This window comes from Vibrio sp. 10N.222.48.A3 (assembly GCF_041475345.1).
GTDB lineage: Bacteria > Pseudomonadota > Gammaproteobacteria > Enterobacterales > Vibrionaceae > Vibrio > Vibrio tasmaniensis_A.
Genome location: NZ_JBFRVX010001274.1, coordinates 1 through 517, shown reverse-complemented (window position 1 = coordinate 517; position 517 = coordinate 1). Strand labels below are relative to the sequence as shown.

The following is a 517-nucleotide window of genomic DNA, read 5'->3' as shown; positions in this document are numbered from 1 at the left end:
GTCTTTTAATGACATGGTTAAGTCATTCGCGCCAGCTTTCACGCCCCAATCTTTACCTTTAGCTTCTGTAAATTGGTAGCTGCTGCCGCCCATTTGGTCGTTATCAGAACGCATGTCTTTCAGTTGAAGCATTACTGCCTCACCATTGTCTGCACCAATTTGGAATGACTTAGTACCGTGAGTACCGTTAAGCAGCTTGTTGCCACCAAAAGATGTGGTTTCAGCGATACGATTTAGTTCATCATTAAGCGCCGTTACTTCTTCTTGGATTGCTACACGGTCAGATTTGGTATTTGAACCGTTTGTTGATTGCAAAGACAAATCACGCATACGTTGTAGAATGTTTGATGTTTCATTCATCGCACCTTCTGCTGTTTGAGCGATAGAGATACCATCGTTCGCGTTACGTACAGCAACATCAAGACCGCGGCTCTGAACGTTCAAACGGTTCGAGATTTGTAGGCCAGCAGCGTCATCTTTTGCGCTGTTGATTTTAGAGCCTGAAGATAGGCGTTCC

1 pseudogene is annotated in these 517 nt (G+C 44.7%); it reads right to left on the bottom strand.

The features are described 5' to 3' along the window. Nucleotides 1–517, bottom strand: a pseudogene (locus AB4653_RS25625) (flagellin); the annotation flags it as partial.